Raw genomic sequence first — 23976 nt, 5'->3', positions numbered from 1 at the left:
TTTGTTTAATTGGCCTTACCTTCTATAAATTTAATAGCATCACCTACAGTAAGAATTTTTTCAGCTTCACTATCTGAAATTTCAGATCCAAATTCTTCTTCAAAAGCCATCACTAATTCTACGGTATCTAAACTGTCTGCACCCAAATCATCGATAAAACTTGATTCTTCTGTTACTTTAGCTTCATCAATACCCAAGTGATCTGCTACTATTTTTTTTACTTTGCTTGAAACATCATCTGACATAATAATCCTTTATTGTTGTAATTTCGTTAATAGTAGAAATACTTATTTTGTCAACCTAAATACATTCCACCATTTACGTGAATTGTCTCTCCATTAATATAGTCTGAGGCTGTGGATGCCAAAAAAACAACTGCATTAGCTACATCTTCAGGTTTTCCTAATCTACTTGCAGGGATTTTTGAAATTATTGAATCTTTAAATTTTTCGTCAATTTTATCCGTCATAGCTGTACTGATAAATCCAGGTGAAATGCAGTTAACATTAATATTCTTTTTTGCGTATTCAATTGCTAAACTTTTAGACATTGCAACTATTCCTGCTTTTGAAGCAGTGTAATTTGCTTGTCCTACATTTCCAGTATGACCTACAACTGAAGTTATATTTATAATTTTTCCAGATTTATTTTTTAACATTTTTTTAATTGAATATTTGCTCATTAAAAAAGTTGATGTTAAATTAATGTCTATAACTTTAGACCACTCTTCCATATTCATTCTTATTGTTAGATTATCTTTTGTTATTCCGGCATTGTTAACTATACAATCCAAACTTCCACCAAGCTCGTTTATTGCGTTTTCGATAAATTCCTCAATCTTTTCGTGATTAGAAATATCAAACCTTAAAGTTTTAATATTATTGAATTTTTCTTTTAACTCTTTCAGTTTTTCTTCTCTTGTACCAGTGGCCAAAATATTAGCTCCGCTCAAATTCAATTTTTCTACAATAGAATTTCCAATTCCCCCAGAAGCACCTGTCACAATTATATTTTTACTTTTAAGATCTATCATCATATGTTTATATTTTTTATATCATCTTCACTGTTAATTGAGATTGTTTTAACTTGTTTATTTATTCTTTTAATTAATCCAGCTAAAACTTTACCTGGACCAATTTCAATAAAGTTATCTACCCCCTCATCTATCATCTTAAGTACACTTTCTCTCCATCTAACTCTGTTTTCAATTTGCTTAATAAGCAATTCTTTAATTTTCGATGGTTCATTAACCGCTAAGGCTGTTACATTTGAAACTATATTAATGTCAACTGGCTCTATGCTTAAGTTGTTTAGCGGTCCTATCATATTTTCTGTTGCTTTTTCCATCAAAGAGCAATGAAATGGGGCGCTTACAGGTAATTGTATATTCTTTATCTTGTTCTCTTTTAAATTTTCCATCATTTTTTTCAAATCTTCTAATTTACCACTTACTACTATCTGGCCATCTGAATTATCATTTGCAATTTGAGCTTGAAAGTTGTCTTTATTTTCATCTAATATTTTTTCTATAATTTCAGTTGTTGTACCTAACACCGCTAGCATTCCCCCTATTCCTTTCGGAACCGCATTTTGCATAGACTCACCTCTCAACTTTAAAATTTTTAAAGTTTCATTAAAATTTAAATAACCTGCACAAGCCAAAGCAGAGTATTCTCCCAAAGAATGGCCAGCAAACGCATGGGCATTACTAAGATCTATATTATGTTCATCTTTAATTACTTTAAATATTGAGTAACTAGTTAAAAAAATAGCAGGTTGAGTATTTATAGTTAAATCAAGATCATCTTTAGGTCCATCTATAATGAGTTTAGATAGGCTAAAACCTAGGGTTTCATCAGCTTCATTAAAAAGATCTTGAACTATTTTATGTTTATCATAAAACTCTTTACCCATTCCGACAACTTGAGAGCCTTGACCTGGAAAAACTACTGAAAACATATAAAAAATTAATGACTATATTGTTAATTATGTGTTGTAAAATAATAATTATAATAGTATATCCTCACTTTTTATCAAAGAATTAATATGAACTTATACGAACACACAATTATAGCACGTCAAGATACGTCTACAGCGGAAATAAAACAGTTAACTGAAAAGTACTCAAAAATTGTTGAAAAAAATCAGGGTGAAATTGTAAAAACAGAGAACTGGGGATTAATCAATCTATCACACTTAATTAAAAAGAATAAAAAAGGTAGCTACATTCATTTCAAAATTAAGGGTGATGGCAAAATGATAGATGAGCTTGAAAAAAATGAAGCTATAGACAAAAAATTACTTAGATATCTAACAATTAAAGTAAAAGAATTTGATTTAGATACTAACTATTTTAATAGCGATAGAGAAACTGAAAAGAAAGAAACTAAGAATTAATTATGCCTAAAAGACAATCAGGAAATAAAAAAAGTAAACAAAGTAACTTTGCAAAATTAAGCATATTTCAACCTAACAAGTATAAATTTAAAAAAACTTGTCCATTATCAGTAAAAGGAGCTCCAAAGGTTGATTATAAAAATGTGAAGCTTTTAAAAAGATATGTTTCTGAAAATGGTAAGATTTTGCCTTCAAGAATAACGAATGTAAGTCAGAAAAAACAAAGAGAATTAGCTTTATCAATTAAGAGAGCAAGAAGTTTAGCGTTAATTTAAATGAAAGTTATTTTATTAGAAAATATCAAGAGAATTGGAACTATCGGTGAAATAATCGATGTTAAAAGAGGTTTTGCTAGAAATTTTCTGATTGCAAATAAAAAAGCGCTTTATGCATCAAAAGATAATATCGCTGAAGTAGAAAAAATTAAATCCGAGTTATCAAAAAAAGATAATGAAAAGAAACAAGATGCAAAATCAATTTCAGAAAAAATAAACAAAAAAGAATATACAGTTAAAAGATTAAGCACAGAAAATAATGAGCTTTATGGTTCAGTGAAGCCTACAGAAATATCTAAGCTTATTTATACTGTGGAAAAAATTGAAATTAAACCCTCAATGATACAACCGGTTGATGAGATTAAATCAATTGGAAAGTTTAAAGTAAAAGTTTCTTTACACTCTGAAGTTGATGCAGAGATAGTAGTGAATGTAGAGTCAGCTGAATCCATTCAGTAGTAATTATACAAACTTTTCCCCAAGAAATAAATTTTATTTAAATTTAGGTTTATCATTCTATGATCAAAATCATGGAAACAAACTTAAGTATTGTTAAAGACAACTTTAAAGAATTGCCAAATAATATTGAAGCAGAACAAGCTGTTATTGGTTCAATACTTGTAACCAATGAAATATTTGATGAAGTTAATACAATAATTTCAAGCCAAAATTTTTATGATCCAATGCATCAAAAAATATTTTCTGCAATTGAAGTATTAATTTACAAAGGGATGCTGGCAAATCCAATTACCTTGAAGAATTACTTTGAAGATGAAAAAGATGAAATCAATATTCCAGAGTATCTTGTAAAAATTACAAAATTTTCAACTTCTTCGAGACAAGCGATTGAGTATTCAAAAATTATTTACGATATGTTTGTAAGAAGAGAATTAATAAAAATTTCAGAACAAACAATTGATAGTGCAAAATTAAATGACTTGGATGTTAGTGGTCAAAATATAATTGAAAATTCTGAAAGATTGTTATTTGATTTAGCAGAAAAAGGTTCATTTAGTTCTTCAATGGTTAAATTTGATGAAGCTATGAGACAAACGATTGAAATGGCTTCAGCTGCTTACAAAAATGATGAAGGAATTGTGGGTGTCCCTACTGGATTAAGAGATTTAGATGATAGACTTGGTGGATTGCACCAATCTGATCTGATTATAATTGCAGGAAGACCATCAATGGGTAAAACAGCTCTTGCAACAAATATTGCATTTAATGCAGCGCAAAAACTTCAGGAAAGTGGAAAGAAATCTTCAATAGCATTTTTTTCTTTAGAGATGTCTTCTGAGCAATTATCTACTAGAATTTTGGCTGAGCAATCTAGGATTAAATCAAACGATATTAGAAGAGGAAGAATTTCAGATGAGCAGTTTGATAAATTCATAGAAACCTCAAAAAATATTGCAGAGCTTCCTCTTTATATAGATGAAACTCCAGCAATCAGTATTGCTGCTATGAGTAATAGAGCAAGAAGAATTAAAAGATTATTTGGATTAGATATGATCGTTGTTGATTATATTCAGTTAATGAAAGGTTCAATAAATAATAGAGATGGCAGAGTGCAAGAAATTTCAGAAATTACTCAAGGCTTAAAAGCAATAGCAAAAGAACTGTCAGTTCCTGTAGTTGCTTTATCTCAGCTCTCAAGAGCTGTCGAACAAAGAGATGATAAAAAACCTCAACTTGCAGATTTAAGAGAGTCGGGATCTATTGAACAAGATGCTGATGTTGTCATGTTTGTTTATAGAGAAGCTTATTATTTAGAGAGAAAAGAACCAAGACCTGCAACCGTAGAGCACGCTGAATGGCAAGCAAAAATGAATGAGGTTTCGAATCTGGCAGAAATAATAGTTGGTAAACAAAGACACGGACCAACAGGCAATATAATGCTTGAATTTGAGGCAATGTATACCAAATTTAAAGATACTCAAATTAACTAATTTAAAATATATAGTGAGTAAAAATGTTTGCTCAATTATATCAAAGCACTATTTTAAAAAACCCAAAATCAATATTTATACTTTTAATTATAGCATTATTAAGCTTTGGCTATTTTTCTAAAGACTTTAGATTAGATGCATCATCTGAAACACTTTTGATCGAAGGGGATCCGGATTTAGAATATCTTAGAGAAATTACAAATCGGTATGGTTCTAAAGAGTTTTTGGTTCTCACATATACGCCAAATGAATCAATGATATCGGAAACATCAATTAATAACCTTTTAAGTTTAAAATATAAAATTCAAAGTCTGGAATGGGTTCATAGCGTAATTACACTTCTTGATATCCCATTACTAAATAATTCTGATGCTTCATTGCAAGAAAGACTTGAGAGTTTTAAAACCTTAAAAGATGAAGAAGTTGACAGAGAAAGAGGATTTAAAGAAATTTTGAACAGTCCTGTTTTTAGAAATTTTGTCATTAGTATTGATGGCAAAACAAGTGGAATAATTGTTAATATAAAAAAAAATAAAGAACTTGAGGATGTTGATAATAAATCAAAAAAAGAGATTGAAGAGTTCAAAGATAAAATAAAAAAACAAAATCATCAAAATATCCTGGAGATTAGAGACATTATTAAAAGTTATGAAAGTGTTGGAAAAATTTACCTTGGTGGTATTCCAATGATTGCTGATGATATGATGACATTCATCAAGAGTGATATCATCGTCTTCGGTATTGGAGTTCTGCTATTTATCATAGCTACTCTGTGGTTTGTATTTCGTAAATTAATTTGGATTTTAGTCCCAATAAGTAGTTGTTTTTTTTCAGTTATAATAATGATGGGATTGTTGGGATTATTAGGATGGAAAGTGACAGTTATCTCATCAAACTTCATCGCCTTAATGTTAATTCTTACAATGGCAATGAATATCCATATGAGTACAAGATTTCTTCAACTAAGAAAAGAGTTTGAGGATAAAACAAATTTCGAAATCTTATCTCTAACAACTGGAAAAATGTTTTGGCCAATACTTTACACTGTACTAACTACAGTGTGTGCTTTTTTATCTTTAATTTTTAGCGAAATAAAACCAATTATTGATTTTGGTTGGATGATGACATTTGGTTTAATAACATCTTTTTTAATCACATTTACTTTGTTGCCTACCCTTTTAAGTTTTGCACCAAGTAGCAATATTTCTCTTAAAGAGGAAAAGGACTCTAAAGTAACAAAATTTTTAGGAAATTTATCAGTCAATAATAAAAATTCTATTTTTGGGGTAACAATTATAATTATAACTTTGAGTATACTTGGAATAAGTAAGCTCGAAGTTGAAAACAGTTTTATAAATTACTTTGATAAAGACACTGAAATTTATAAAGGAATGAAATTAATTGATGAAGAGCTAGGAGGAACAACACCATTGGAAGTAATTATCAAATTTCCTAAAGTTGAAACTAATGAAAGTAATGAAGATGATGATTTTGATGATTGGGAAAATGAAGAGGATACTAATGATGAAAAATATTGGTTTACAAAAGATAAGATAGATAAAATAAAATCTGTACACAATTATTTAGATGGATTGCCAGAAATAGGAAAAGTTTTATCCTTCTCTTCAATTATTGATGTTGCAACACAACTAAACAATAACAAACCATTAGGTACATTGGAAATGGGAGTTCTATATTCTAAAATCCCGGAGAATATAAAAACAGAAATTATTGATCCATATATTTCAATAAAAGATAATGAGGCTCGAATAAATCTTAGAATTATTGATTCTCAAGAAAACTTAAGACGTAATGATTTAATTAATAAAATAAATTATGACTTAGAAAATGAAATTGGTTTAGATAAAAGTGAATTTAAGCTTGCTGGTGTATTAATTCTTTTTAACAATTTATTACAAAGTTTATTTAAATCTCAGATACTAACTCTAGGTTTGGTCATGATTGGAATATTTGGAATGTTTCTAATTTTGTTTAGAAATATTAAATTATCTTTAATCGGAGTTGTACCAAACTTTATTGCCGCTTTTTTTATTTTGGGAATTATAGGGCTTTTAGAAATACCTTTAGACATGATGACTATAACAATTGCTGCAATCACAATTGGTATTGCTGTAGATAATAGTATTCATTACATTTATCGATTTAAAGAAGAATACTCTCGTATTCAAAATTATGAAGAAACTTTGAAAACCTGTCACTCAACAGTTGGGGTTGCAATTTTAAACACATCAATAACAATTGTGTTTGGTTTTTCTATTTTGGTATTATCAAAATTTATACCTACTATTTATTTTGGAGTTTTTACTGGTATAGCTATGTTGCTTGCTATGATATCTGTTTTAACATTACTACCTTCTCTAATTTTAAAAGTTAGACCATTTTAAAATTATGGTTGAAAATATAATTGAAAATATAAAAGATTTTTTTTTAAACTCTTCTCCAATTGATTTATTTTTTTTTACTTTATTAATATTTTCAGTCATCCAGTGTTACATAAATGGTTTTATTTCAAGTCTACTTTCTGCAAGTAAATGGCTATTGTCATATGTTTTTACACTGTATCTTTTTCCAATAGTTAAACCCTATGTGTCTGACTTTAGTAAAAATGAATATGTTTTAGATATAATATTAGGTGTAGGATTATTTATCTTAATTTTGTTTATTATATTAATGATAAATAAAGGTTTAAAAAAAGCTATAAAACTATCTAGTTTAGGTAAGGTAGATAAAATATTCGGTTTTTTCTTTGGAATACTTAGGACTTATATTGTTTGTATTTGTATTTTTTCAACAGTTAATAATTTTTTTGATTATAAAGACTGGCCAATTGATACAGATGAATCTATAACATTCTCAATAATAGAAAAAGGTAGTAGTTTTTTAAGTGATGAAATTCCAGACGAAGATGAATACCAAGATGCTAAAGACAAAATTCAAGAACTTTAAATCAAAATTAAATGAAGAGTGCGGTGTTTTTGGAGTTAGTAATATAAAAGATGCTTCTGCAATAACTGCTCTTGGATTACACGCATTACAACATAGAGGTCAAGAAGGTTGCGGAATTGTAAGCTTTGATGGTGAAAAATATTATTCTGAAAAAAGATTTGGACTTGTAGGTGATAATTTTAATAAAGAAAAAGTTTTAAGTAAATTAAAAGGAAACTTTGCAATTGGCCACAACAGATACAGTACTACTGGTAGTAACACTCTAAGAAATATTCAGCCTTTTTTTGCAGATACTAACGCCGGTGGTATTGGCGTTGCTCATAATGGAAATTTAACAAATTCGATTACATTAAGAAAAAAATTAGTAGAGGATGGAGCTATCTTTTACACAACATCTGACACGGAAACAATTGTTCAGTTAATAGCAAGATCAAAAAGAACAAAAACAATCGATAAAATTGTTGATGCTATTTTTCAAATTCAAGGTGGTTATGCTCTTGTTATGTTAACACAAAAATCTTTGGTAGGAGTAAGAGATCCTTTTGGAATAAGACCATTAGTTATTGGAAAAATAAAAAATAGTTATGTTTTAGCTTCAGAAACATGTGCGCTAGATATTATTGGTGCGAAATTTGTAAGAGAAGTTGAAAATGGTGAGATTGTTTTGATTGAAGATGATAAATTAGAAAGTATCAAACCTTTTCCTCCAAAGAAGATAAGACCATGTGTATTTGAATATATTTATTTTTCAAGGCCGGATAGTATTCTTAATGGAAAAACAGCCTATGAACATCGAAAAAATCTTGGTGTTCAATTAGCAAAAGAAAATGAAATAGATGCAGATGTGGTTGTGCCTGTTCCAGATTCTGGTAATGCGGCTGCTCTAGGATTTGCACAACATTTAAATTTAAACTTTGAATTAGGATTAATTAGAAATCACTATGTGGGTAGAACTTTTATTGAACCTAGTCAGCAGATTAGAAGTTTAGGGGTTAAACTAAAACTAAATGCAAATAAAACAGCAATTGAAAACAAAAAAGTTATTTTAGTTGATGACTCGCTTGTTAGGGGTACTACCTCACACAAAATTGTAAAAATGTTATATGATGCAGGTGCTAAAGAAGTTCATGTAAAAATAGCTTGTCCCGAAATTAAATTTCCAGATTTTTATGGTGTTGATACACCAACAAAAAAAGAATTATTATCAGCAAACAAAACAACTGAAGAAATTTGTGAATATATAGGAGCAAAATCTTTAAAATTTCTATCTATTGACGGAATGTATAGAGCTATTGGTTTTGAAAATAGAAATGAGAATTATCCTCAACTAACAGATCATTACTTTACAGGTGATTATCCTGTCAAACTTATTGATGACTTAGGTGATAATAAAATTACACAACTTTCATTATTAAGCACTGCTTCTAATAATTAATGAAAACAGTAAATTTTACTCAAATGAAAGATGGTACAAAAGAAGAATACCTTCTTTTAGATAAACATGAAAAAAATTATATTGATGGTACTGCAGATAGAATTTTAAAATTTATGGAAGGTTTGCAATCGACTCTTGAAGGCTACAAAATTACAAGATTAGAACATTCACTGCAATCAGCCACAAGAGCATTAAATGATAAAGCTGATGAAGAAATGATTGTTGCTGCCCTATTGCATGATATAGGCGATGAATTGGCTCCACTCAATCACTCGGAGTATGCTGCAGCTGTATTAAAGCCTTATGTTACAAAAAAAACACATTGGATAATTGAAAAGCATGGCGAGTTCCAAATGTATTATTATGCTCACCATTTAGGAAGAAATAGAAATTTAAGAGATAAATATAAAGGTCATGAATATTATGCGGATACGGTAAATTTTTGTGAAAAATGGGATCAGGCCTCATTTGATCCAAATTATAAAAGCTTGTCTTTAAATGATTTTAAGCCAATGGTTAAGAGAATTTTTGCTAGAAAACCCTACTCTCTTCTTGAAAGAAGCATATAAAGAACTATTTATTAGACCACATGATGGATTCTAAATCTAAGATTATCGACTATTTTAATTCAGGTATAAAAGCAGACAAAGATTTTAAAATTGGTATTGAGCATGAAAAATTTTTATTTGACCTAAATACCAATAAAAGAATTGACTACAAAAAAATCTTAGAAATGTTTGCTGGCTTAACTGAATTTGGTTGGGCACCAATTAAAGAAAAAAATAATATAATTGGTCTTAGTAAAGAAGGGCGTAACATTACTTTGGAGCCAGGTAATCAAATTGAATTATCCGGAGCAAAACTAAATAACATTCATGAGGCCTGCGCTGAGTCACAAGATTATTTATTTGAATTAAAACAAGTTGCTAAAAAACTTGATATCAGGATTGTAAGTGCAGGTTTTGATCCAATTTCTAAATTAGATGAAATTCCAAACAATCCTAAACAACGTTACGAACTAATGACAAAAGATATGCCTCAAGGAGGTCAGCTGAGCTTAGATATGATGTATAGAACTTGTGGTACGCAACTAAACATAGATTATAATTCTGAGGAAGACTTTGTTAAAAAATTTAAAGTGGTGAATGCACTTGTGCCCATTTCAATAGCTCTATTTGCAAATTCATCTCTAGTTGAAAAATCGAACAGTGGATACTTATCTTATAGATCAAAAGTTTGGCAAAACACATCTAGAGGTGGTTTACCTTCCATATTTTTTGAAGATATGAATTTTGAAAAATATGCTGATTTTATTATAAATTCTTCATTATTATTTATCGAAAATAAAGACACCTATATTTCTGGTAACAAATATTATTTTAAAGACTTTATGGATGGTAAAATTGATGAAATAGAAAATCGTTTACCTTCGGAAAAAGATCTGACCACCCATCTAAGTACCATTTTCACAGAAAACAGACTTAAGAAATATATTGAATTGAGATCAATGGATACATGTGGTTGGGATTGTTTGTGTTCAGGACCAGCTTACAACATAGGTATCCTTTATGGGAATTTAGATGAAACTTATGATCTAATTTCAAAATGGGACAAAAATAAAATTATAAATGCTTATTTAGAAGCGCCAAAAAATGGTTTCAATACTCAGTTAATGGGTAAAGATTTATTATATTGGTCGAAAGAATTGCTTAAATTATCAAACAAAGGATTGGAGAAAAGAGATATTGCAAATAAAAATGGAAAAAATGAAACTTTATTTCTCAATCACCTAAATAAAATTACAGAAGACAAAATGACAAATGCTCATCATATGATTAATAAATTTTCAAAAGAAAATTTAGAAACAATGTATGACAAATAAAATTGTAGCAATTCAGGGAAATCATCCTTCAACCCTTAATCCAATTACCGACACAAGTATATTTCTAGCAAATGAGATTCAAGATAAATATAAGATTTTTTATTATGAGCCAAAAAATTTATCAATTATAAATGGCAAAGTAATAGCTAAAGGATATTTTATTTCATTTAATTATAACTCTAAAAAATTTTTTAAAATAATTAAAAAACAAAACTTAAACTTAGAAAATTGTAAATTTATTCTTATAAGACAAGATCCACCTTTTAATCTTGAATATATATCAACAACTTACATTCTTGATCACTTAAAAAAAAAAGTAAAAATAATCAACGATCCTACTTCAATTAGAAATATTTCAGAAAAACTCTATTCAGCAAAATATAAAAAATTTATGCCTAACACACTTTTTTCCCAAGATTTAATTGAGATAAAAAAAATTTTTTCAAAAAACAATAAGATAATTATAAAACCAATACATAGTTACAGTGGCAATGATATTTTGCTTCTTAAAAAATTTGATCAAAAAAAAATAAAGAAATTCATTAAAATTCATGATCATATAATGATACAATCTTTTTTACCAAAAATAGAAAAAGGAGATAAAAGAGTTTTCATTATTAATGGAAAAGTTGTTGGGGCAATATCAAGAATTCCCAAAAAAGGTTCATACTTGAGCAACATGAGCAAGGGTGCAATGCCTGTAAATACTAAACTTACAAATAAAGAAATGGTGATCTCTAAAATAATTGCCAAAGATTTAAAAAAAGAAAATATATTTTTTTCAGGTATAGACTTTATAGATCAAAAACTTAATGGAGATATAAATGTCACATCACCAACTGGTCTAAAAACTTTATTTGACTTATCAAATATTAATTTAGCTAAAACTTTCTGGAAAGAATTGAAAGCATGAATAATTTAACTGATCAGCAAAAAGGTTCTTTATTAGCTTTTGTTGCTGTTATGTTTATTACTCCAGATTCATTATTTATTAGATTGTCATCTATAGATACTTGGAGTTTAGTATTTTATCGAGGCGCAATTCCCTTTGTTACTGTGTTCCTTGCAATGTTAATAATCTATAAGCAAAATTTTTTTACCATGTTGTTTAATAGTGGTTACCATGGCATCATTTACATTTTAACTTTTTCAGTAACAAATATTACTTTTGTTGTATCTATACAAAACACTAATGTTGCAAATACTCTTGTAATGATTGCAATGGCACCAATGTTATCAGCAATACTTGGTGCAATATTTTTAAAAGAGCCTCCTGATAAAAAAACTTGGATCGCTATTGGAATAACTTTTTTAGCTGCAGTTTATATATTTTATGACTCACTTCAGCTAGGAAATATTTATGGTGATTTTCTGGGTTTAATTACAGCGCTAGGTTTAGCGGTTGGCGCGGTAACGATTAGATCAGCAAAAAAGAAAAATTTAGTTCCAGCTGCTGTTGTTGGAAAAATGTTTGTTGCAATTTTTGCAATATTTTTTGTAGAAAGTTTTGTTTTAGAGCAAAAAGATTTGATTATTGTTCCTTTAATGTGTTTGATGTGTGTAGCAATACCCTTTGTATTAGTTACAATTGCGCCAAGATTCATCCCTGCTGAAGAAGTGAATTTATTTTTTTTACTAGAAACTATTATTGGTCCATTATGGGTTTGGTTAGTAATTAAAGAACAACCAAGTATTGAGACAATTCAGGGTGGTTTTATCATCATATTAACAATAGCTATTCACTCTTTTTTAAAATTAAAAAAAAGTTAGTCCTTTATATAAAAGACTTGATTAGAACATAATTCTAAATTAAGTGCTGAAGTATGGACAAAATATTAAAAAATTCTTGGGCATTGTTTTTAGGTATGAGCTTCATTGCTTTATCCTATGCTTTTCAAGGATCTTTATTAGGAGTAAGAGCAGTTCAAGAACAGTTTAGTTTGACATCTACTGGTTTTATGATGTCAGGATATTTTGTTGGATATTTCATTGGTGCTAAAACAATTCCCAATATTATAGGAACAGTTGGACATATAAGAGCTTTTGCTGCATTCGCTTCTATTGCGTCTGCATCTGTGCTTGTTCACTCGATTTTAATTAACCCCTTCACTTGGTTTATTTTGAGAGTGGTAACTGGAATTAGCATGGTCTCATTATATACAATTGCAGAAAGTTGGTTGAATGACCGATCATCAAATAAAAATAGAGGAAGTGTGTTGTCTATTTATATGATTGTAATTTATGGATCTATGGCATTTGGTATGTTTTTCTTAAATTTTAGTTCTCCAGAAAACTTTGAGCCTTTTATTTTAGTTTCACTATTAATGTCGTTATCACTAATTCCAATTTTATTAACAAAAAGGAAGGCACCAACCTTTAAGAAAATTACAGGAATGTCATTGAAAGAATTGTACAGAACCTCTCCAATGGGTGTTGTGAGTTCTTTTTTCTATGGAGTAATTCAAGCAGCTTTATTTACTCTTTTAGCTGTTTACGCAGCATCAATGAATTTTTCAATATTTGAAATTTCGTTGGTAACTTTTTTATTAGCTATTTCAGGTGCATTATCTCAATGGCCAATTGGAAAACTATCAGATATTTTTGATAGAAGATTGGTAATTATTTATTCAACTTTTGCAGCAGCTTTATTTTCATTGTTTGCAATGTTCTCATCTGGTCAAATGTATTTGCCAGAGGGATTGGCTACAACTAAAATTTGGTTTTACATTTTTATTGTTTTATTTTCTGTTGCTAGTCTTCCCATGTTTGCTGTTATCATTGCTCATACAAATGATTTTTTAACAAAAGAAAAATTCGTTGTTGCTGGAGCAGGTTTGCAATTTACATTTGGATTAGGCGCAATGTCAGGACCCTTTGCTTGTTCTTTATTTATGGACTTTGTAGGTCCGAATGGCTTCTTTATTTATCTGTCTGTCTTTCATGTGTTAATAGGTGTGTTTGGAATTTATAGAATGAATGTAAGATCAACAAAACAAAACCCAGACTCACAGTTTACACCTTTGCCAGAGTCTATTACGCCACTTGGTATGGAGCTTAACCCAGTAACCGAAGCGATCCCTGAACCTCCAAGAAAATTTGATGAATTTAGAAAAAGTTTGGAGCGTAGACTGAGAGAGATGAATGTATTCGTGAACCTTAAAAAAGAATCTGGTACTGTTGAAAACCCAACTAGTGAAAGTAAATAATTAATAACTAACCAATTACTTTTATTTCATCATCAATATTAATCTTAGATGAGTTTAGTATCTGGCATCTTAAACCACCTTTTCTTAAAAACTCTTTTAAAATATTAGATTGATTTAAAACTTCTGTTAAATGTCTACAAGGTCTACATAAATCAATTCCCTCTACTTCAACATTTCCTATCTTTATTTTTTTACCAATAAGATCATTTAGTTGAATACCTTTTGTTACAACATTTCTCCTGAAATCTTTGTAAGGAATATCTAGACCATACTTAGTATTATAATAATCTATATTCTCAGCCTCGATTAAAGTTAGTTGATTATAGGGATCATTATATTCATCGAAATGTCTATCTCCTACCACGCCCTTATTTGCCAAAACATCAATAGAGGATACCTCCTCGATTTCTTTGTTGCTGTCTTTAGTAATTCCTAATTTAAAAACTTTACTCATGAAAGATATTTAATTATTAATTCGTTAAATCATGAAAAACAATCTATTTTTTGATAATTTTGGAACAGACCTAAAGAACCCTGATGGATATTTTGAATTTAACAAAACTGTTTTTGATGAATTAGAGGAAAAACTTAATTTAGATAAATATGGGTACTTTTATAAACTAAGACATCAATTATATTTTGAGTATTCTGATTTAAAATGCACACTTTGCAATACACTTTTTAAGCTTAATGAGCAGGGTGGTAGTGGTTATTATTTGAATCATATGTTGCATTTGTCTATTCCATTAAAATTTGAAATTGAAGATGAAATTATGATTGGACTTTATGATGGAAAATTTAAGGAAGTGGTTAGTAATTTATGGAAAAAAATAACTCCTGATGTTTGGAGAGTTAAAAAAGAAATATCAAAAGTCCACATTGATAACGAAGAGTTTAATAAATTTTTTTGGGTAAGATCAAATAATTTGGACAGTGCTAAAAAAATATTAAATCAAAAGTTTCAGAATTTTTTATTACATATGAAGAATTACATTACAGAGTCTAAAAGAAGAAATTGTAATTGGTGGGAAAAACCTTTTTTTTTCACTCTGATGAAGCCAGGAAATGTGATGGTTTTGGTAAATAAAAATCAAATCATTTTTAATATATATGGTCTTGAAAAATCTTTAGTTTATATGATGAATAATCTTTGTCATAATAAGAATGTCAGAAACAAAGACGATGCAGAAGAAAATAATGAATCTTTTATTAAAAAATTTTCCACTTACATAAAAAGAAAATATAACGAATATGATGTTAAAATATTAGGAGACGACAAAATTATTCAGCTAGATAAAGATTTTCAGAAAGAATTTAAATTTTTAACAATTTTAATTGATGAATTAAAAAGTTTTAAAAACCAATAATTTAATTGCAAAAGACACACCTTTAAGTTGTAGTATTTTTTAGAAATTATAAGAAATTCTTGAAATAAATTGAATTGTCTGTTCATATTGTATTATGCCTTCAAAAAAAAAGAAGAAAACTGCGAGAACTAGAATAAAGAAACAATCAGTATCAGGGTTATCTAAATTTGCATCTTTAACTACCGTTTCTTTAGGCAAAGCATACTCGTCCTATAAAAAAAATCAGGAAATTAAAAAGATTAAAGAAATAAAATTAAAAAAATTAGAAGATAATAATCAAATACAAAAAGAAAAAAAAGAACTAAGAATTTGGGAAGAAAAACTTCAAAAAGAAAATAGCAAACTAAGACTAAGAGAAGACGAATTAAAGAATAAAGAAAAAGAATTAAAACTTAGAGAAGAAGAATTAAAAGCAGAATTAAAAAATCTAGAAAAAGAAAATAAGAGACTTATTAAAAAAGATGAAGATCTAGGAGATATAGATAAAGATTTGAGATTAAAGGAAAAACAACAAAATGAGAGAGAAGAAAATCAAAATAGAAGAGATATTGATTTAAAAGTAAGAGAAGAAGAACAACATTCAAAAGAACTTAAAGAAAAAAGGAAAAAGGAAAAAGCTCTGAAATCAATGATGGAAGAAGAAGAAAAAAAGAAAAAACTTGAGTATATTAAGATTAAAGAGTGGGAAGAAAAATTTGATAGAGAGCAAAAATTAAAAGAACAAGAAGAAATTAGACGTGAACAAAAATTAAAAGAGAAAGAATTAGAACGATTAAAACTTGAGGAAAATAAAAATTTAGAATCATCAAAGTCTTCTGCACTTGAAAAGTTTGATGTAGATAAATCTTCTGAAAATTAAGTTTTTACAAAACAACTAAGTCTAACTTTTGTTTACCTAGTCTTTCATTTCCTTTTTCTGTAACTAAATAAGTTTCACCTAAATTCATTGCTAAGTTGTTTTCAGAATCCATTAGTATCATATGCATAAAATAAACATTTCCTGGCTCAATTACATATGGATTACCTGTATATAACATTGGCCAATCCATCCAATTTGGTGAAAAAGTTGCTCCAAGTGAATAACCACACGCATTCATTCTTGCTTTGTTAAATCCAAGACCATCAAAAGTTTTTGCATGAATATCAAATACTTCACCAATTTTGTTTCCTGGCTTAAGTTTGCTTTCACAATTTTTCAATGCTTCTACACATGCTTCATGCATCTTATGATGTTTGGGATCAGATTTTCCAATAGGTATAGTTCTAAACATTGCAGAATGGTAATGTCTAAAAGTTCCAGCCCATTCTATGGTTAATTGATCTTGTTGATTTAAAATTTGTTTTTCAGCTTGGTATCTACAAAGCAGAGCATTTTTACCAGAACCTATGATAAATTCATTAGCAGGATAATCTCCACCGCCATCAAAAATAACTCTATTCATTTCTGCAAGAATTTTAGATTCACTTACTCCTGCTTTTGCATGCTTCCAAGCCTCATCTAACGCTAAGTCAGCAAGGTGAGCGGCTTTTCTAACATATTCTATTTCTTCAGTAGATTTAACGACTCTTAATTTTGTAATTAATTCTGATTTATCTTCTATTGAACAATAATTTTCTAAAGATTTATTTAATCTTAGAGCATTTCTTCCAGTTAACCCATAAGCTTCGTATTCGACACCTAAGTTTTTTCCTTTAAGATTTAATTCATCTAAGATTATTTTAAGATCATCTGTAGGATTAGAGCCATCTTTATCTACCCAAATCCTGATATCATCTATGTTAGATGTATTTTGTGCCTGTCTTAGATCAGGAACTCTAGTTAATAAAATAACATTTCCTTTTTGATCAAGTATTAGTGATTGAAAAAAAACATAACCAAAAGTGTCATAACCTGTTAGCCAGTACATCGACTCTTGTCTAAACATTAAAAGAGCATCGATATTTTGCTCTTTCATTTTAGTTAAAACCTTTTCTTTTCTTTTTATAAATTCTTCTTTTGTAAAATGTAATCCCATACGTATTTTTTATAAAATAATTATAAAATTAGAATATATATATTAAAAATTATAATGAACAAAGAAAACGCTAGTAAACTCTGGAAAATTATTCAGGAAGCTGGCGATTATTTAGTGGGACAGTTACCAGACCACCCAAATCATCCTAAAGGAAGAAACCCTTATGCGCACGTAGCAATTTGTATAAAAAGTAAATTTAATGCAAGCTATAAAGATATTCCTGATGAACAATATGATGAAGTATTAAAATATATAGAGTTTTTAAAAGAAAATCCTAGTTAGGCTTAATAGTGTTGAGTAAATCATCAACATCACTATCTTTTGTATTCCAAGCAGCAACTAATCTTACTGATTTTCCATCTAATTCTTCCTCATTCATCTTATAACCCTCGGCATTTAAATGCTCAATTTTCTCTCTTGGAAATTTAGCAAAAACTTCATTAGCTTCTGTCGGATAAGATATTTCAATATCATTATGTTTGCTTAGTCCATCACTAAGTTTTTTTCCCATCTTGTTTGCATGTTTTGCATTTCTTAACCAAACATCATTAGTTACATATGCATCAAGTTGTGCAGAAACAAACCGCATTTTTGATAACAAGTGACCTGCTCTTTTTATTAAAAAGGCAATATCACCAACTAATTCTTTGTTAAAAAAAATGATTGCCTCTGCAGCTAGGCAACCATTTTTTGTTGCACCAAATGATAAAACATCAATTCCTGATTTCCATGTCATCTCCGCTGGAGTTACATCTAATGAAACAAGCGCATTAGCAAATCTTGCTCCATCCATATGCATATTTAAATTATGTTTATGTGCAACATCAGATATTTTTTTTATTTCATCTAATTGATAAACTTCTCCCGTTTCACACACTTGAGTAATACTAACCGAAGAAGGCTGTGTGTGATGAACTATACCTTTTCCACCTATTGATTGATCTAATTCTTCAGCAGTTATTTTGCCCATTACCCCATTTAAAGGAATTAATTTTCCACCACCTGTATAAAATTCAGGAGCCCCACATTCATCTGTATTAATATGAGCCATTTTATGACAATAAATATTTCCATAAGATGGTGTCATTGTTGATAATGCTAAAGCATTAGCTGCTGTTCCTGATGCAGTTGGAAAAACAATTACCTCTTTTTCAAAAATTTCTGAGAACTTATCTTGTAATTTAATTGATAATTGATCATTTCCATACGGAGTACTGTCACCTTCGTTAGCTTTCAAAATTGCCTCTAAAACTTCTGGGCAAGCTCCGGCAACATTATCAGAGGCAAATTTAACTCTTTCTCTCTTTGTTTTAATTTTAGCCATCTTACTGTTTTGGAAAATAGTCCTTTAGATCACCTTCTCTATAAACATCTGCTGTACAACAATGCAAACCTCCGCCAAAAGCATAAGCGTCTCTTAGATCAACTGGAACAACTTCCATACCTAATTTATCTAGTTGTTCTGCTTGATATACTTCACTTTTTTCTACACACACTGTTTTTGGATCTAATACAAGCACATTCATAGATAACCAAACAGATGAATAACATAATGCTGGAGGTTCATTGTGAGCTGGTTGTGCTGCATCAACAATTTCCCATCCATTATCTTCAAATAATTTTCTTTGTTCTTTTGGCAGTCTTCTTTGTGGGTTGTTAATTATTAATCCCTCTTTAATAGGAGTAAATGTTGCATCAATATGAATTGGATAAGGATCACCTGGAAAATTAACAGCATGAACTCTATGATCTTTAAAATGTCTTTTTATCCAATCAATACCTTTTAAATTTGTAGTAAAACCATGCTGAACGACTAAATCTTTTCCAAATCTTAATATGTCTGCGGCATCAAATAGTGGTTCTTCTTCAGTAGTTACAAAATATTTTTTTTCAGTCCATTCTAATCTTTTCTGAACACCTATTTTATCTGATAAATAATCTTTTCGATAATCATCATCTGTTAACCTGGGTTTTGGTGCTGACTCGTGTCTCATATTAGGATCAGCATCATAAAACTGTTTTAACAATGGTCTGTAACACAAATACTCAAACCATCTACATCTATAACTCATTGTTGCTTCTAATATTTCATTTCCAACTGTAAGAAGTACATCTCTTGGTGGCATACAACCGAACATAGTTTCAGCTTCCCAGTCAGGTGTTGATGTTTTTTGGTTAAAATCTATTGGTGTTGGTCTATCAACTTTTATTCCTCTCTTTTCTAACATATTAGAAAAATTGTCTAATAATTGATTAGCCTTATCTACTGTATCTTTTGTTCTTGGACCAAACTGTCCTCTCATATCAGAGTCTTCTGGAACTTTTGCATCTAATGCAGGTTCAGGTGCTGGTATACATGTACCATCAGCTCTTCCAACAATAACGTGCTTTAATGGATCCCATTCATTCCAGCTATTTACAATTTTTTTTGCCATTAGTTTTTAATTACATTGTGTTCAGGCCCAAAAGGAAATTTAGTTATGTTTTCTGTTCCATCTTCTTTAATAACTAAAATATCATGTTCTCTATATCCACCCGCTCCTGGTTTGCCGTCTGGTATCATAATCATAGGTTCCATAGAGATGACCATATTTTTTTCTAATACTGTGTCTATATCTTCTCTTAATTCTAATCCTGCTTCTCTGCCATAAAAATGAGATAACATTCCAAATGAATGTCCGTAGCCAAATGTTCTATATTGAAGATAACCAAGTTCTGCAAATAACTCGTTTAGCTCTGCACAAATTTCTGAACATTTTACACCTGGTTTAATTAATTCTAATCCTCTTTTATGCACCTTAACATTTGCGTCCCATGCTTTAAGAGATGCATCATCAACATTTTCTACAAATAAAGTTCGTTCAAGAGCAGTGTAATAACCAGAAATCATTGGAAATGTATTAAGAGACAAAATATCTCCTGATTGTAATTTTCTATTTGTTTTTGGATTATGAGCTCCATCAGTATTTATTCCTGATTGGAACCATACCCAAGTATCCATATATTCTGCTCCAGGATAAGTTTTAACAATTTCTCTTTCCATTCTATCACGACCTTGAATAGCTATTTCTATTTCGGATTGTCCTGGTTTTATGTGCTGAACAATTTCTTCTGCACCAAGATCAGCAATTCTTGCACCATTTTTGATTATTTCAATTTCTTCATCTGACTTGATCATTCTTAATCTCATCAAACTAGTAGAAATATCTTTAAAATTTGAAAATGTAAAAATAGAATTTAATTTATCTTTTATATCTAAAGTAACATGGTCATTTTCGATACCAATCGTTTTTGGAGGGTCATCTCTTCCAATAATAGAAACGGTCGCTCTTAAAAAATTATCTCTTTTCCAATCTGTATAGATTACATTATCACAGTGTGATCTTCTCCAAGGTTGACTAGCATCAATATTTGCTGAGATAGTTACAATTTTATTCTGTGTAACAACACAACCATAAGGTCTGCCAAATGAACAATATATAAACCCTGTATAATAAGCTACATTATGCATTGAAGTTAAAATGGCCATGTCCATTTTATTTTCATCCATTACTTTTCTTAAGCTAGCAACTCTATTTTGATATTCTTTATCTGAGAAAGGAAGTTTTACTTTTTCACCATTTTTTAACTCAAAAAAATCAGGTCTTTCCATATATATAATGTGTTTAGTTTAGTCCTATGAAACGTCTATTAGTTCTCATTATTAAACTATAATATGTGATAGAAATAAATAGGAAAAAACCACCTATCACTGTGTTAGTTGTTGGTATTTCATTGATACCAAACCAAGGTAACCAAACCCAAAAAATTCCGCCTATCACTTCAGTTAATGATAATAGTGTTAATTCTGCTGCTGGAATAGCTTTTGAGCCAATAGAGTATAAAATTAAACCCACACAGACTAATACGCCATGTAAAGAAAATAAGGTTCCATTATAACTTGATGAAAAGAATGGCTGATCCCCAGTTAAAATAAATAATGTTGCAACTGTAAAACAAAAGAAACCTGCGAACGCAACTGTTGTAAATTTAGGTGTTTCTTTTCTCCATCTTAATGAAACTGAAAACACTGAAAAACCTATAGATGAAGTGATACCAAAAACTAGTCCAACTAATGATGCTTTACCAGTATTTCCTAAGGCTATAATCACAATACCAACCGTTGCAATAACTATTGCTATCCAAACATTGAGAGAAATTCTTTCTCTCAGAAATAAAAATCCTAATAAAGCTGTAAAAAATGGCATTGCCGCTAAACACAATAAAGTTACAGCTGCACTAGTATTAGTGATTGAATATATAAAAGAAATCATTGCAATTCCTAAACCTGTACCACCAACTACACCTGAATAACCAATCCTATAATAATTTTTGTAAAAATTTTTCCCCTCTTCAAAAAATAAGTATAAATTTAAAACTATGAATATAGTAAGACCTCTGCCAAAAATATATTGCCAAGGAACTAGATGAGGGTCATTCATGTATCTTACGACCAAAGGACCAAAAGACCAAATTAGTCCTGCAAATAAAACTACAGGGATAGCTACTTTTTCGTTTTTAAGCTCTATCATGGCTAAATTTCTAATTGGAAAAGAATTGAACTACAACAAAAATCTAGCTTGTTAATAAAAATTTTTGTTCGAAAAATTTGCTGGAAAGCAATCTATAATATCACTTTTTTTAAACTTAGATTTACCTGATGGAAAGCTGCCCCAAGAATTAGCATTAACAAAAGATTTAATTCTAAATGATTCTTGACCTTTAAGAACTTCAACTTCTTGTATACCTTTATTATTTATAACCAATTTACATTTTATAAATCTTGTAAAATCTTTCTTTTTTATAAAACTATTTTTTAAAACTGCCTTTATTGGTTTTTCTTCATTTGTATGTAAAGAATTACACAAATATGGATAAACAAAAAATCTAAAACAAGCTGCAGAGGACATTGGATTTCCAGGTAAACCAAATATAGCTTTTTGTTTATTCTTAATTTTGGCAAACATAAAGGGTTTGCCAGGTCTAATAGCTACACTTTTAAGATAAGTTTGTAATGATAAAGATTTAACAACATTGGGAATAAAGTCATATTTGCCTGCTGATACAGCTCCAGAAGTAATAACCAAATCTATATTTGATTTAATTACTTTATTTAATTTACTCTTAAATATTTTCTCTTCTCCATCTCTTAAAATGCCCCCATCAATAAAATTAAATGAGAATTTCTCTGCTAATGATTTTATGTAATAGCTGTTGGAATTTCTAACTTTCCAGTCAGGCACATCTATTTTTTCAGATATTTCATTTCCTGTAGAAAAAAAAAGAATATTAGGAATCTTTTTAACTTTTAATTTTTTTACACCAAGAGTTTTTAAAGCTAATATATGATTTGAATTAATCTGTGTACCTTTTTTAATAACTGTATCTTTTTTTTTAAAATCTGATCCTGCAAACCTTATATGTGAATATTTATTTAATTTTTCATCAATAAGAATATTTTTTTTATCTTTATCAAACTTAATTTGTTCAATTGGAATAATTGTGTCGAAGCCTTTAGGTATTAATGCTCCTGTCATTACTTCAACGGTACTAAATTTTTTATTAGTAAATTTGGGTTTATCACCAGCGGCTAATGAACCTAATATCTTAAAGTTTTTAACGTTTTTTTTACTAAGTTTTTTTGTATCTTGAGCTTTTACAACAAATCCATCGAAGGCTGCGTTATCTCCTGCGGGATAATTAACTTTTGATAAAATATTTTCTGAAACAATTCTATTTAATGCATATTTGATATCAATTATTTCATCTTTAATCTTTAATTTTGCATTACTTAATATTTTTTTTGCTTGGTTGTAGCTTTTCATATTTTAATATATTTTTTAGCTTTTTCTAAATCTTCTATAGTATTAATATTAAAAAAAGGGTCTCTTCCTTCAAAATTAATATTGATTGTTTCAACACCTATTTTATTGGCCCAAGTTTCAACCTTTCTTTCATTGTTTTCAAGCAAATCTTTTTCTAAATTCTTAAATAGATCTAAAGACCATAAACCAAAAATATTGTGTCTTTTGTTATTTGATTTCATAAAAAAAAGTTTTTTTTCTTTCTGTTTAGTTTTCTCATAAAACTCATCTAATATTTCTGTTTCAAAAAAAGGTGTATCTGTTGGTAAGCTTATGATCCATTCGTAAGATTTATTGTTATCTTTAATCCATTTCATAGCAGAATAAATTCCGCCTAGCGGACCTAAATCTTTATGATAATCAGATATTAAATTGATTTTTTCATTTTCATCAAAACTAATCTTATGATTTGCAACAATAAGTATTTCATCAAATTTGAATGTGATTTTATCCAGTATGTGATTTATCAAATTTTTATTTCCTAAAATTGCTTCTGATTTATCAGCCCCAAATCTTGAAGACTTTCCGCCAGCTAGCACAACACCTAAAATCTTGTTATGTTCCATAATTAAAAATATAA

At 29.2% G+C, this 23976-nt stretch carries 26 protein-coding genes; 15 read left to right on the top strand and 11 right to left on the bottom strand.

Annotation, left to right across the window (positions count from 1 at the left end):
* Positions 1-5 precede the first annotated feature (5 nt).
* Genes ACTT9P_RS03060 through fabD form a run of 3 tightly spaced genes read right to left on the bottom strand, consistent with a single transcriptional unit; the run spans position 6 to position 1959 of the window.
* On the bottom strand, positions 6-245 hold the full coding sequence (locus ACTT9P_RS03060) for an acyl carrier protein (RefSeq protein ID WP_440909224.1): 240 nt from the start codon (positions 243-245) through the stop codon (positions 6-8).
* Positions 246-295: 50 nt separating this feature from the next.
* Positions 296-1033 carry a 3-oxoacyl-[acyl-carrier-protein] reductase gene (fabG, locus tag ACTT9P_RS03055; RefSeq protein ID WP_440909965.1) on the bottom strand — a complete coding sequence of 246 codons (738 nt, stop codon included), beginning with the start codon at positions 1031-1033 and terminating at the stop codon, positions 296-298.
* Complete coding sequence (fabD, locus tag ACTT9P_RS03050) at positions 1033-1959, bottom strand: ACP S-malonyltransferase (protein WP_440909223.1); 927 nt, start codon at positions 1957-1959, stop codon at positions 1033-1035. The genes fabG and fabD overlap by 1 nt, the downstream gene beginning before the upstream one ends.
* Positions 1960-2046: 87 nt before the next feature.
* Between fabD and rpsF the strand changes: the two genes are divergently transcribed.
* The 12 genes from rpsF (at position 2047) to ACTT9P_RS02990 (ending at position 14111) form a co-directional block, all read left to right on the top strand.
* Complete coding sequence (gene rpsF, locus ACTT9P_RS03045; protein ID WP_440909222.1) at positions 2047-2397, top strand: 30S ribosomal protein S6; 351 nt, start codon at positions 2047-2049, stop codon at positions 2395-2397.
* 2 nt (positions 2398-2399) lie between these two features.
* Positions 2400-2672, top strand: a complete 273-nt coding sequence (gene rpsR, locus ACTT9P_RS03040) for a 30S ribosomal protein S18 (RefSeq protein ID WP_440909221.1) — start codon at positions 2400-2402, stop codon at positions 2670-2672.
* Positions 2673-3131, top strand: a complete 459-nt coding sequence (rplI, locus tag ACTT9P_RS03035) for a 50S ribosomal protein L9 (RefSeq protein WP_440909220.1) — start codon at positions 2673-2675, stop codon at positions 3129-3131. It abuts the gene before it with no gap.
* A gap of 71 nt (positions 3132-3202) precedes the next feature.
* Positions 3203-4621: a replicative DNA helicase gene (locus ACTT9P_RS03030; protein WP_440909964.1), complete on the top strand. Its 1419-nt coding sequence runs from the start codon at positions 3203-3205 to the stop codon at positions 4619-4621.
* 23 nt (positions 4622-4644) lie between these two features.
* Positions 4645-7026 carry an efflux RND transporter permease subunit gene (locus ACTT9P_RS03025; RefSeq protein ID WP_440909219.1) on the top strand — a complete coding sequence of 794 codons (2382 nt, stop codon included), beginning with the start codon at positions 4645-4647 and terminating at the stop codon, positions 7024-7026.
* A 4-nt stretch (positions 7027-7030) separates the two neighbouring features.
* The gene (locus ACTT9P_RS03020; RefSeq protein ID WP_440909218.1) at positions 7031-7588 is read left to right on the top strand and encodes a CvpA family protein; all 558 of its coding nucleotides are present in this window, start codon (positions 7031-7033) and stop codon (positions 7586-7588) included.
* Positions 7560-9023, top strand: coding sequence for an amidophosphoribosyltransferase (gene purF / locus ACTT9P_RS03015; protein ID WP_440909217.1), 1464 nt, complete (start codon positions 7560-7562; stop codon positions 9021-9023). The genes ACTT9P_RS03020 and purF overlap by 29 nt, the downstream gene beginning before the upstream one ends.
* On the top strand, positions 9023-9592 hold the full coding sequence (locus tag ACTT9P_RS03010; protein WP_440909216.1) for an HD domain-containing protein: 570 nt from the start codon (positions 9023-9025) through the stop codon (positions 9590-9592). The genes purF and ACTT9P_RS03010 overlap by 1 nt, the downstream gene beginning before the upstream one ends.
* Positions 9593-9615: 23 nt before the next feature.
* Positions 9616-10905 (top strand): glutamate--cysteine ligase, encoded by a 1290-nt coding sequence (locus tag ACTT9P_RS03005; RefSeq protein ID WP_440909215.1) that lies wholly within the window; start codon positions 9616-9618, stop codon positions 10903-10905.
* Complete coding sequence (gene gshB / locus ACTT9P_RS03000) at positions 10895-11818, top strand: glutathione synthase (protein ID WP_440909214.1); 924 nt, start codon at positions 10895-10897, stop codon at positions 11816-11818. The genes ACTT9P_RS03005 and gshB overlap by 11 nt, the downstream gene beginning before the upstream one ends.
* Complete coding sequence (locus ACTT9P_RS02995) at positions 11815-12675, top strand: DMT family transporter (RefSeq protein WP_440909213.1); 861 nt, start codon at positions 11815-11817, stop codon at positions 12673-12675. The genes gshB and ACTT9P_RS02995 overlap by 4 nt, the downstream gene beginning before the upstream one ends.
* A gap of 53 nt (positions 12676-12728) precedes the next feature.
* Positions 12729-14111, top strand: coding sequence for an MFS transporter (locus ACTT9P_RS02990; RefSeq protein WP_440909212.1), 1383 nt, complete (start codon positions 12729-12731; stop codon positions 14109-14111).
* A 7-nt stretch (positions 14112-14118) separates the two neighbouring features.
* Here the strand turns inward: ACTT9P_RS02990 and ACTT9P_RS02985 are convergent, their stop codons facing one another.
* Positions 14119-14565 carry an MOSC domain-containing protein gene (locus tag ACTT9P_RS02985; RefSeq protein WP_440909211.1) on the bottom strand — a complete coding sequence of 149 codons (447 nt, stop codon included), beginning with the start codon at positions 14563-14565 and terminating at the stop codon, positions 14119-14121.
* Between the two features lie 31 nt (positions 14566-14596).
* Here ACTT9P_RS02985 and ACTT9P_RS02980 point away from each other — a divergent pair, with 31 nt between their 5' ends.
* Positions 14597-15478 (top strand): hypothetical protein, encoded by an 882-nt coding sequence (locus ACTT9P_RS02980; protein WP_440909210.1) that lies wholly within the window; start codon positions 14597-14599, stop codon positions 15476-15478.
* Positions 15479-15572: 94 nt separating this feature from the next.
* A complete protein-coding gene (locus ACTT9P_RS02975; RefSeq protein ID WP_440909209.1) occupies positions 15573-16337 on the top strand; it encodes a hypothetical protein in 765 nt (254 codons plus the stop codon).
* 4 nt (positions 16338-16341) lie between these two features.
* On the opposite strand, the gene ACTT9P_RS02970 is transcribed toward ACTT9P_RS02975, so the two are convergent.
* Positions 16342-17493, bottom strand: a complete 1152-nt coding sequence (locus ACTT9P_RS02970) for a M24 family metallopeptidase (protein WP_440909208.1) — start codon at positions 17491-17493, stop codon at positions 16342-16344.
* Positions 17494-17547: 54 nt separating this feature from the next.
* On the opposite strand from ACTT9P_RS02970, the gene ACTT9P_RS02965 reads away from it, so the two are divergent.
* Positions 17548-17775, top strand: a complete 228-nt coding sequence (locus ACTT9P_RS02965; protein ID WP_440909207.1) for a hypothetical protein — start codon at positions 17548-17550, stop codon at positions 17773-17775.
* Here ACTT9P_RS02965 and ACTT9P_RS02960 read toward each other — a convergent pair.
* Genes ACTT9P_RS02960 through ACTT9P_RS02935 form a run of 6 tightly spaced genes read right to left on the bottom strand, consistent with a single transcriptional unit; the run spans position 17768 to position 23962 of the window.
* The gene (locus tag ACTT9P_RS02960; protein ID WP_440909206.1) at positions 17768-18817 is read right to left on the bottom strand and encodes a threonine aldolase family protein; all 1050 of its coding nucleotides are present in this window, start codon (positions 18815-18817) and stop codon (positions 17768-17770) included. The genes ACTT9P_RS02965 and ACTT9P_RS02960 overlap by 8 nt on opposite strands.
* Before the next feature lies 1 nt (position 18818).
* Positions 18819-19928 carry a serine/threonine protein kinase gene (locus ACTT9P_RS02955; RefSeq protein WP_440909205.1) on the bottom strand — a complete coding sequence of 370 codons (1110 nt, stop codon included), beginning with the start codon at positions 19926-19928 and terminating at the stop codon, positions 18819-18821.
* Complete coding sequence (locus tag ACTT9P_RS02950; protein WP_440909204.1) at positions 19928-21145, bottom strand: aminopeptidase P family protein; 1218 nt, start codon at positions 21143-21145, stop codon at positions 19928-19930. Before ACTT9P_RS02950 ends, ACTT9P_RS02955 begins: the two co-directional genes overlap by 1 nt.
* A gap of 13 nt (positions 21146-21158) precedes the next feature.
* On the bottom strand, positions 21159-22064 hold the full coding sequence (locus ACTT9P_RS02945; RefSeq protein ID WP_440909203.1) for a DMT family transporter: 906 nt from the start codon (positions 22062-22064) through the stop codon (positions 21159-21161).
* 51 nt (positions 22065-22115) lie between these two features.
* A complete protein-coding gene (locus ACTT9P_RS02940) occupies positions 22116-23357 on the bottom strand; it encodes a molybdopterin molybdotransferase MoeA (protein WP_440909202.1) in 1242 nt (413 codons plus the stop codon).
* Complete coding sequence (locus ACTT9P_RS02935; protein WP_440909201.1) at positions 23354-23962, bottom strand: molybdenum cofactor guanylyltransferase; 609 nt, start codon at positions 23960-23962, stop codon at positions 23354-23356. Before ACTT9P_RS02935 ends, ACTT9P_RS02940 begins: the two co-directional genes overlap by 4 nt.
* Between the last annotated feature and the right edge of the window lie 14 nt (positions 23963-23976).

The sequence above is a fragment of the Candidatus Pelagibacter sp. genome, assembly GCF_052048095.1.
Lineage (GTDB): Bacteria > Pseudomonadota > Alphaproteobacteria > Pelagibacterales > Pelagibacteraceae > Pelagibacter.
This window is presented reverse-complemented; position numbering and strand designations above follow the sequence as displayed.